Annotated in this window: 8 protein-coding genes; 4 read left to right on the plus strand and 4 right to left on the minus strand. The window is 69.6% G+C overall.

The window, feature by feature from the left end; all coding sequences use genetic code 11:
• Positions 1–8 precede the first annotated feature (8 nt).
• Positions 9–1,706: a YdiU family protein gene (locus tag KBY81_RS04340; RefSeq protein ID WP_254975737.1), complete on the minus strand. Its 1,698-nt coding sequence runs from the start codon at positions 1,704–1,706 to the stop codon at positions 9–11.
• Between the two features lie 229 nt (positions 1,707–1,935).
• On the opposite strand from KBY81_RS04340, the gene KBY81_RS04345 reads away from it, so the two are divergent.
• On the plus strand, positions 1,936–2,142 hold the full coding sequence (locus tag KBY81_RS04345) for a type II toxin-antitoxin system HicB family antitoxin (RefSeq protein WP_106221728.1): 207 nt from the start codon (positions 1,936–1,938) through the stop codon (positions 2,140–2,142).
• Complete coding sequence (locus KBY81_RS04350) at positions 2,135–2,350, plus strand: type II toxin-antitoxin system HicA family toxin (RefSeq protein WP_254975738.1); 216 nt, start codon at positions 2,135–2,137, stop codon at positions 2,348–2,350. Before KBY81_RS04345 ends, KBY81_RS04350 begins: the two co-directional genes overlap by 8 nt.
• A gap of 77 nt (positions 2,351–2,427) precedes the next feature.
• Here KBY81_RS04350 and KBY81_RS04355 read toward each other — a convergent pair whose 3' ends face one another.
• Entirely contained in the window at positions 2,428–3,987 is a 1,560-nt protein-coding gene (locus KBY81_RS04355; RefSeq protein ID WP_254975739.1) for an FAD-dependent monooxygenase, read from the minus strand.
• A gap of 133 nt (positions 3,988–4,120) precedes the next feature.
• Between KBY81_RS04355 and KBY81_RS04360 the strand changes: the two genes are divergently transcribed.
• A complete protein-coding gene (locus KBY81_RS04360; protein ID WP_254975740.1) occupies positions 4,121–4,729 on the plus strand; it encodes a hypothetical protein in 609 nt (202 codons plus the stop codon).
• Here KBY81_RS04360 and KBY81_RS04365 read toward each other — a convergent pair.
• On the minus strand, positions 4,701–5,963 hold the full coding sequence (locus KBY81_RS04365) for a serine hydrolase (RefSeq protein WP_254975741.1): 1,263 nt from the start codon (positions 5,961–5,963) through the stop codon (positions 4,701–4,703). The genes KBY81_RS04360 and KBY81_RS04365 overlap by 29 nt on opposite strands.
• 90 nt (positions 5,964–6,053) lie before the next feature.
• Between KBY81_RS04365 and KBY81_RS04370 the strand changes: the two genes are divergently transcribed.
• Positions 6,054–6,647, plus strand: coding sequence for a hypothetical protein (locus tag KBY81_RS04370; protein WP_254975742.1), 594 nt, complete (start codon positions 6,054–6,056; stop codon positions 6,645–6,647).
• Positions 6,648–6,653: 6 nt separating this feature from the next.
• Here the strand turns inward: KBY81_RS04370 and KBY81_RS04375 are convergent, their stop codons facing one another.
• On the minus strand, positions 6,654–7,205 hold the full coding sequence (locus tag KBY81_RS04375) for a PadR family transcriptional regulator (RefSeq protein ID WP_106221716.1): 552 nt from the start codon (positions 7,203–7,205) through the stop codon (positions 6,654–6,656).
• Positions 7,206–7,490 lie beyond the last annotated feature (285 nt).

Consider the following 7,490-nt stretch of genomic DNA (forward strand, 5'->3'; position numbering starts at 1 on the left):
GCGCCCATTCAGGACGAACAGCTGTAGTGGGACACCCCTCCGGCGTTGAAGAACTCCCTGGGCTTCAGACGGTCATAGGTCGCCGCCAGCTCCGCAGGCAGCGCGTCATAGGGATGGCGGAACACCTCCTGCAGCTCCCTGACCAGGCCGTAATCACCCTGCGCCGCCTGTTCGTAGGCCGGGGCGATCAGCCATTCGCGCCAGGTCACCGCGGGATTCACGCGCTTCATCGCAGCCGATGTTTCGCGGATGTCGCCGGCTTCCGCCAGGCGGGCACGCCAGCGTTGCAGCCACTGCGTCCACTGCCCATCGAGCTCCTCTGAGCAGGGCACATAGAAGCTCTCCTGCAGGGCCGAGACGTGCTCGGGGATCTCCGACAGCCTGCGGAAGAAGATCGTGTAATCCACCTTGGAGCTCACCATCAGCTGCAGCAGCTCCTGCACCAGTTCGGCGTCGTAGCCGATCAGGCCGAGCTTGCTGGCCCACATCGCGTCGAGCGCCTGGCCCATCGCTTCGGCGAAGCCCTCGCGGATGGCATCCAGCCGCGCCAGCGCCTCTGGGTTGCCCTCGAGCAGGGGCCGCAGGGAGGCCCAGAACATTTGGAAGTTGGCTTCGGCGGCCACCGGTTGGTTGAAGAAGGAGAAATGCTGGCCGCCGCCGGTCCAGGGCTGGAAGCGGGGGTCGAACAGCTCGCAGAAGCCGAAGGGGCCGTAGTCGAGGGTGTACCCCCCCGCCGCGCAGTTGTCGCTGTTGAAATTGCCCTGGCAGTAACCCACCCGCATCCAGTTCGCCACCAGAGACGTGAGCCGGCCGCGGAACAACCCCGCCAGTTCCACCACCTGGTCGCTGAACTCCAGCGCAGGATCGATCTCCTGCCGGTAGTTGCGCTCGATCAGGTGCGCCACGATCATCTGCAGCTCGTTGCGCGCCTCTGGGTGGGCACCGCTGCGGGCGCGGCGGGCGAACAGCTCCAGCTGGCCCACCCGCAGAAAAGAAGGGGCCACCCGGGTGGTGATCGCCGCCGGGTTGTCCACCAGGACGTCGGGATCGAACGAGCGGGAGTTCGGCGAATACCAGGGCCGGCGCACGGTTTCCGACCGGGACACATAGAGCGTCAGCGAGCGGGAGGTGGGAACCCCCAGGGCGTGCATCAACTCCTGCGCCAGAAACTCGCGCACGCTGGAGCGCAGCACGGCGCGGCCATCGGCGCCACGGCAGTAGGGCGTGGGGCCACCGCCCTTGAGTTGCATCTCCCAGCGCCGGCCGCCAAAGACGCCTTCGAACACGGAAATCGCCCGGCCATCGCCGTAGCCGTTGCCGGTGCCGAACGGGCACTGCTGGATGTATTCGCTGCCGTAGATCGAGAGGGCATAACCGGTGGCCCAGCCATAGGGCCGCATCGGCTCCTGCGCCGCCGTGATGTCGCCGGAGAACAGTCGGCGGAACGCTTCGTCGTGGGCCAGCCCATCGCCCAGGCCCAGCTCGGCGAAGAGGGTGTGGCTGTGGGCCACGAGCTCCGGCGCCGGCAGCGGGGTGGGTGTCACCGGCACGTAATGGCCGGAGAACACCTGGCGGGGCCGGTGATCCTGGCCATCCGCTGCGGCCTGGGGATCCGGCCGCAATCCATCCAGCAGCGAGTAGTCGGCCCGCTGGGCGAACGCCGCGAAGGTGGTGGTCGGCACGGTGGTGGGCGCTGCTGTCGGCACGGCTGTCTGCACGAATCTCTGTCGCTGAGGTCACCATCCTGGCGAGGCTGTCGCCATCAGTGGCGGCGCTGCGGCCATCACGCCGGTTACGCAGTAGCGGGTGCGGCTTTGCCACGTGTCTTCGCGGGCGACGCGAGCCATGAAGTGGAGAGGCCGAGGGCGATCCACTGGCGGTATGGGGGCCGCAAGGGCCAGGGGCCGCCAGACTGGGATCACTGCACCTGGGCCGATGGAACTCACCGCCGTACTCACACCTGCAGAGGAAGGCGGGTATGTGGCCTTCAACCCTGAAACGGGCACCACAACGGAGGGGGAATCCATCGAGGAAGCCCTCGCCAACCTGCGCGAAGCCACCACGCTCTATCTGGAGGAGTTCCCCGCCGTGATCAAGGGCCACCCTCTGGTGACCCTTTTCAGCGTTCCGGCGCATGCCTAAGCTCCCGCACGTTTCCGGTCGGGACATCATTCGCACACTGGAGCTCCTGGTATTTGAGGCCGTTCGCCAGAACGGCAGCCATGTGGTGATGCGTTGCGGCAGCCGCGGCTGCGTCGTTCCTCTTCACAAATCAGTCAAGATCGGCACTCTGGCTGGCCTGCTGAGGCAGGCGAAGGTGGATGTGAGCGAGTTTCTCGATCGTCTCTGAACCGGATCGCGTCAACTTGAACTGAGGCCTTGACGGACCTGATGTTGATCACCATGAACAAGCGCCAGGTCCCCGCCTCAGCGGCCCAACACCTGCCCCCCATACCGCCGAACGGCGCTGCGGTGATCCACGTCAGCCCTCAGGCCGATGAAGCCGTCCGGCCGGACCGCCAGCAGGGTGAGGGGCCCGAGGCCCAGGCTGGCCGCTTCCTCCAGGCGCAGAGACACCACCGCCTCCACTAGCTCCGGCGGCACCGTGCCGGCAGCCCGGTCCGCCTCCAGTTCGGCCTGTAGTTCGGCGATGGCCTCCGACGGCGTCTCCGGGCCGGCCAGCAGCAGCAGCGTGTGGCCGCAGCGGTGGGTAAGCGCGTGCAGCCGATCCGCGCTGGCCCCGGGCGGCAGCGCGATCGTGGTGGACAACCGCTGTCCGGCACCAAAGGGCTGGCCCTCCCCGCCGCCGAGGGTGATCGCCGAGCCGGCGTAGCTGACGTTCATCTCGGTTTCCGCCACCACCTCCTGCTGGCGGGCCACCGGATTGGCGAGCATGGCGGCGATCGCCCGGTCGCGGGCGGCGCGCTCCGCGGGCTCCTGCAGCCCATGGGCCTGCTCGGTGGCATCGCCGGAACGGCAGATCGCCTGCGCCACCGGACGGCGCTCCTGCTCGTAGCTGTCCAGCAGGGCGGGGTCAGCGGCGCCGTGGTGGACCAGGGCCAGCTTCCAGGCCAGGTTGGCGGCATCGTGCAGCCCGCAGTTCATGCCATGCCCCTCGGCGGGGGAGCAGACGTGGGCGGCATCGCCGGCCAGGAACACCGGCCCGGCGCGGAAGGCGCTGGCCACCCGGCTGTGGCAATGGAAGCGGCTGGGGTTCTCCACCCCGGCAAAGCGGGCCTGGGGCAGGTAGCGCTGCAGCACGGCGGCGGCCTCGGCCACCAGGTCCCCCTCCTCGGCTTCGGGCCGCAGGTACACCCGCCAGCGCTCCTCGGGCAGGGCCGTGAGGATCAGGGGCGAGGCGTCCAGATAGGCCGCGTTGACCTCGTGGCTGTCGCTCCAGCCCTCCACCGCCGCATCGAACACGGCCCAGGGGCGGGCAATGCCATGGCCCTCAAAGTCGAGGCCGCTCAGCGCCCGGGTGGTGCTGCGCAGGCCGTCGCAGCCCACCACCCAGCGGGCCTGCACGGCGTGCTCCTGCTCGCCGCAGGCCACCGTGGCGGTCACCCCGTCCCCGTGGGCCTCCAGACCCACCAGCCGGCAGGAGCGCTGCACCGCGCCGCCCTGGCTCTCGAGATGGTCCGTGAGGATCGTTTCGGTCACCTCCTCGGAGAGGCCGAGGTTGAAGCCGTAGCGGCTGCCGCAGTCGGCCAGATCCAGCTCCCCCAGCCGCTGGCCATCGGCGTGGATGAGGATCCGCCGCTGCCGGCAGCCGGCCTCGAGAAACCGGTCCACCAGCCCCAGTGCCTCGAAGATCTCCAGCGAGAGGGGGTGGATCACCGTGGCCCGGTCCCAGTGCAGGGCTTCGGCCCGGGCGTCGATCAGCAGGTTGGGGACGCCGCGGCGCTGCAGCTCCCCCGCCAGCAGCAGGCCGGTGGGACCGGCTCCCACCACGAGCACGCTGGTCTGGTGGGGAAGGGATGACGGCATGGCGCCCGGGGGGGTCGAGCTGGCGCGGGCCAGTGCCGGGCACACTAAACACACCCCAGGCAGTGTCATGCGTCTGCGCTGCAGGAAACGACCAGGCCTTGCGGGGGGTCGATCCCTGACCACCGCCACGGCCATGGGCCTGGCCGCCGCCCTGGTGCTGGGTGCGGCAGCGGGGCAGGCGGCCCCCAACGGCACCTGGCTGTCCCAGCCCCAGATCTGGTACTACGCCTCCCGGCAGTCGCTGGACAGTGTGATGGCCGACATCCGGGGCAGCGACTTCAAGGTGGTGTTCCTCGACGTCCGCAAGGTGTCGGAGACGATGCAGCGAGAGGCGGCCCAGGCGGCCCGCCGCCAGGGACTGATGCCCGTGGTGTGGGTGCAGTCCCCCCAGTACCGGGGGTTGCGGATCGACGAGCTGGTGGCCGAAGCCCGCCACGGCGACGGGATCCAGGTGGACGACCACTTCTTTGCCCACTACTCCCTGGAGGACTTTTACCTGCTGCGTCGGCTGTACCCCAAGCCCATCTTCTGCAGCATCCAGCCGTTCCAGGCCAGCCTGGTGCCCACGGCGGGCTGCAACCAGCTCGATGTGCAGTGCTACAGCGTGCCGCAGTTCCAGCCGTGCCTCAAGCTGGCCGACCGGCTCGGCGCCGTGGTGAGTCTTTCGAGCGAGAACACCCTGAAGTACAGGAGCCAGCTGGGCGACCGCTCCTTCAACACCTTTCTCTGGCAGGGGCCCTGACGGGCGGGGCGTCCTGCGGCGCCAGATAGGCGCCGATCGCGCGGAAGATGTCATCGGCGGCATTGCAGTAGTCCCCGTTGGCATCAAAGGCCCCTTCGTCGAAGGTGACCGCCACCGCCACCGCGATCTTCCGTGACGGCAGGTAGGCCATCACCCCGGCCTGCCCGGAGAACAGCGGGTTCTGCAGCAGCCAGGGGCCCGAGAGGACGATCCCGATGCCATAGGTGTAGAAGTCGCCGAGGGTGGCGCAGGTGGCACAGCCCTCGATCGGCCGGCCGAAGCCCCGCAGCGTCGGAGCGATCTGCAGCCGGTGGCTCTGGGGCGACAGCAGCCGTCCCGTGCCGATCGCCTCGGCGGAGGTGGCCATGTCGTGAATGGTGGTGAACTGCACCGCCCCGCGGGTGATCGTCCAGGACGGATTCCAGTAGGTCGACTCCTCGTAGAAGCGCGTGCCCGCCGGGATGCCGAGGCCTTGGCGCCGTTCCGACGAGAAGGCGTGCAGCACTGGCGGCGCGATCACGGGGGTGCCGCCGGGGTCCCGGGTGTTGCGGAGCTTCAGGGGCCCGAGGATCCGCTCCTGCATCAGCACCGGCATCGTCTGGCCCGTGATGCGCTCCAGCGCCAGGCCCAGCAGGAGGTAGTTCGTGTGGGCGTAGTTCCAGCTCGTGCCGGGCTCGTACCAGAGCGTCTTCAGGTCCGCGTAGGCGAGCAGCTCCTGCACGGAGAACTGGCGGAACGGGTTCTCGAGCAGCGTCTTCTCGAACGCGGCGTTGCCGATCACGTAGTCGCGGTAGCCGGAGGTCATCCGGGCGAGCTGGCCGAGCGTGACCCTCTCCGCGTTCGGAATCTCCGGCAGCCACCTCGCGAGCTTGTCATCGAGGCTCACCCTGTTCTCGTCGACCAGCTGCAGCAGCAGCGTCGCCACGTAGGAGATGGCAATCGCACCGTTGCGGACGTGCATGTCATCCGTGGCGGGCACGCCCGTCATCGACTCGCCCATTGCCTCGGTGACCACCTCCTTGCCGTCGATCGTGACGCGCACGATCACCGCCCTCAGGTGGTCGTCGGCCATCCGCTGACGAACGATCCGCAGGATGCCGGCCGCCTGGGGTGAGACCGCCGGCGGGGCCCCGTCAGCGGTCCCAGCCTGAACGGGGCCCGCTCCGCCCAGGCAACCCGCCAGGAGGGCTCCCAGGACCCGTCGTCCCTGTGGGGCGAACCAGCGACGATCCACACTGGCTCACTCAGCAAGCGGCAACGCTACGCGCCCTGGCGCCTGCCGTCCCCGGTGAGCTTCCTACCCTGCCCCTGGTTGCGACGTGCCATGCCCAGCCCCCATGGCCTGCGTCGCTGGGCCGCCCCGCTGCTGGTGGCTGTTGCGCTGGGTGGAGCGATAGCCACGCCCGCGGCAGCCGGCCCCCCGGCCACCCCTCTGACGCTCACCTTTGCCGGCCAGACCTACCGGCTGCGCTGGTCGTCCCAGCACCAGCACGAGTTCACCCCGGCGGGGCAGGACGACCTCAGCCGCTGGACGGACATGGTCACCATCAACACCTACCCCGGGGTGAGCGATGGGGATGGGCTGGCCGAGATGGCCAACCGGGCCCTCGGCAACTACCGGCGCCACGGGGCCACGGTGCTGCGCACGGCTTCCATTCCCCGCACCGCCGAGCGCCCCGCCGAGCACCTGGTTGTGGCCCTCTTCCCCACCCGGACGTTCAGCGAGGCCGTGTTCGCCCGCTGGCGCCTGGCGGACGGCCGTGGCACCGCCGTGATCGTCAGCCACCGCATTTATGGCCCGAAGACGGGGGACGCCATGGCGGCCTGGTTGCAGGCGAATGGGCCTGCCGTGGAGCGCCGCCTGATGGCCTTCGATCAGGTTCCCTCCCACCGCGTCCTGGAGCCGGCCAGCCCCTGAGCACCCCTACGGCTCCGCTGGCGGTGGCTGCCCCTCCAGGAAGGCGATCACCTCATCGCACCAGCGGATCCACTCCTGCTCGAACAGGATGCCCCGCCGCAGGGTGAGGTAGCGGTACTGCTCCTGCAGCGGCAGCGCCGGATGGCAGCGGACCAGGGCCTCCTTCTCCTGGTAGGAGGCGAGCTGGCCGGCGTGGACGGCGCGGCGGCGGCGCACCTCCGCCAGCAGCTGGGCCGGGTCGGTGTAGGGGCCGCCCAGCACCTTCACCAGCAGGTCCTCGCGGATGGGGGTGGGCTGGGCGGGCTCGGCGGCCCAGTGGCGCAGTTCCTCCCGGCCCGCCTCGGTGATGGCATACACCTTGCGGTCCGGCTTGCCCTGCTGGGGCACCACCTGGCAGCGGACCCAGCCGTTGGCCTCGATCCGGGCCAGCTCCCGGTAGATCTGCTGCTGGCTGGCGGTCCAGTAGCAGGCCATCGTCTCCTCGAACTGCTTGCTGATGTCGTAGCCGCTGGCGTCCTTCTCGCAGAGCACCGTGAGGATCGTGTGCGCCAGGGCCATGGCAGGGAGGGGACGTCACGTCGGCGCGGGAGTTGATCCTGACCCAGCCATCGCCGGGTCCGGTTGACCTGCCCAACAAGTTGTGCATACACTTTGGCGCATACCCAATCTGTTGCATAACAACTTGGGTCCCGCCGCCGCCCTCCCCCCATGGATTCCGCCACTGCGACGCCACCGGCGACGCCGTCAGCGCTGGCCAGCGCCCTGCGGCGGATCCGCTGGGGCCGGCCCGCCGCCTGGGGTCCGCCCCTCGCGATCGCCGCGGCCGGCGCCGGACTCGCCGTC

It is taken from the genome of Cyanobium sp. Lug-B, from assembly GCF_024345635.1.
GTDB lineage: Bacteria > Cyanobacteriota > Cyanobacteriia > PCC-6307 > Cyanobiaceae > Cyanobium > Cyanobium minutissimum.

Coding starts and splice junctions, on each gene's coding strand:
- KBY81_RS04345 (WP_106221728.1), top strand. CDS start 1,936: ATGGAACTCACCGCCGTACTCACACCTGCAGAGGAAGGCGGGTATGTG.
- KBY81_RS04350 (WP_254975738.1), top strand. CDS start 2,135: ATGCCTAAGCTCCCGCACGTTTCCGGTCGGGACATCATTCGCACACTG.
- KBY81_RS04355 (WP_254975739.1), bottom strand. CDS start 3,987: ATGCCGTCATCCCTTCCCCACCAGACCAGCGTGCTCGTGGTGGGAGCC.
- KBY81_RS04360 (WP_254975740.1), top strand. CDS start 4,121: ATGGGCCTGGCCGCCGCCCTGGTGCTGGGTGCGGCAGCGGGGCAGGCG.
- KBY81_RS04370 (WP_254975742.1), top strand. CDS start 6,054: ATGCCCAGCCCCCATGGCCTGCGTCGCTGGGCCGCCCCGCTGCTGGTG.
- KBY81_RS04375 (WP_106221716.1), bottom strand. CDS start 7,205: ATGGCCCTGGCGCACACGATCCTCACGGTGCTCTGCGAGAAGGACGCC.